Annotated in this window: 1 protein-coding gene; it reads right to left on the bottom strand. The window is 63.8% G+C overall.

Annotated elements, in window-relative coordinates; translation table 11 throughout:
- Positions 1-4 precede the first annotated feature (4 nt).
- Positions 5-1,453: an IS66 family transposase gene (tnpC, locus tag C4S71_RS22235; RefSeq protein ID WP_022519762.1), complete on the bottom strand. Its 1,449-nt coding sequence runs from the start codon at positions 1,451-1,453 to the stop codon at positions 5-7.
- Between the last annotated feature and the right edge of the window lie 93 nt (positions 1,454-1,546).

Here is a 1,546-nt window from a genome sequence, read left to right as displayed (position 1 = left end):
GTAACTATTCAGCACCGGTTGGCTGAGTCGGGGCTTCTTGCTGCATGAAGGCTGGCACCTCCCCCGCAAACAGTTGCTCCAGTGCGGTATGCGCCGCTACCCCTTGCTTGACGGCGGTCGAGAGAAAGCTACGCATGCGGCAGAAGATCTCAGCACCCTCCCAGGAGCGGAAACAGCCCGAGATTTTCTGCTGGACCTTGGTCATTCGCAGATCGCGTTCCCCCTGGTTGTTGGTGAAGGGAGCGGCAGGGTCGTCGAGGAAGCGCAACACGTCGTCCTCGTACGCCTGGAGGCGTTCCAGGAGGTTGCGCGACTTGGTGCGCTTGGCCCGGCCTCGCGTTCCAGGTGGCGGTTTCACCGGCGGGGGGCACTCGGCGTCCCCTTTCGCCAGGCAATCTCGATAGCGCTGCCGCCAGGCTCGGGTCTCATCGGCCGAGAGGCAGCCGTCGGCCACCTCCACGGCGCGATGCATCTCCAACAACAGGTCATGCAAGGCCTTGGCCCATGCCTGGCCATCGTTCTCCCAGGCCGCTGTCAGCTCCCGAAGGTGGTGCGCATTACAGAGCGCGTGCCGGCAATCCGGATAGCGGTAGTAGGGCTTCCAGTGATCATGCACCAGCACGCCACGCACGAAGGGCAATACGCCGATGGCGTCCATCGCTTCCTGGCCGCGCTTGGGGTGCGGGGCCAACCAGGTCAGGGCCTCGTTGGAGGCGCTGTGTAGCCAGTAGCGTTTGCCACCGACCTGCATTCCGGTTTCATCGGCATGGACGGTGGCTGCTTCACGTAGCGCCGGGATCACCCACTCGGCGAACGCCTCGGCCCGCTGGTAGGCCTCCTGGTTGAAGGCGAACAGGGTGCCGGTGCTCAGCGACAGGCCGCACTGCGAGGTGAGCAACTCGCGGATACGCGCATAGGGCAACAGCTGATACTGGGAGAGATAGACGACATGCGCCTTGAGGCGAGGGCCATACTGGATGGGGCGAGTCACGCCCTCGGGGAATGGCGCCACGTAGCGTTGCCCCTGATCATCTTCGAGGACCTCAGCCTGATATTCGGTGACCACGGCCTGGATTACGATGTCCTGCACTTGGCGCGTTTCGACGCCGACCGGGCGGTAAGAACGCCCCTTGGGGAGTTGCCGACGATCGACACGGAGCTTGACCACCTCGTCGGGGTCCGTCACCGGCGCCAACGTCTTACCCTCATGCCCTGGCTGTCCGCCGGGGCGCCGCTCGCCTTTGGCGCGCGAGCGGCGCTGGCGATTGGGATCCTGGGACGGTGGCTTGCTGCTGTTGCGGCTACTGGTGGCCAGGCGATCGGCCATGAGCTTGACCAGCAGCATCAGCACATCGATGGCGGCACGCAGCGACGGCGAGACCGTCTGGTCTTCCTTGAGCTGCTGCCGGACCCGCTCCAGGGCCTCGTCGACGTTGATATCGCTGATGGTCATATCACCGCATAGGTGTGCCGAATGATGCTGTGCACTATGCCAGAAAAATCAGCTGGTTGGCGATATCCCATCCGCAGCCACCTGAATAGTTAC

This window comes from Billgrantia desiderata, assembly GCF_900108215.1.
GTDB lineage: Bacteria > Pseudomonadota > Gammaproteobacteria > Pseudomonadales > Halomonadaceae > Halomonas > Halomonas desiderata.
Note: the sequence above shows the minus strand (reverse complement) of the source record. Positions and strands in the feature narration are given on the sequence as shown.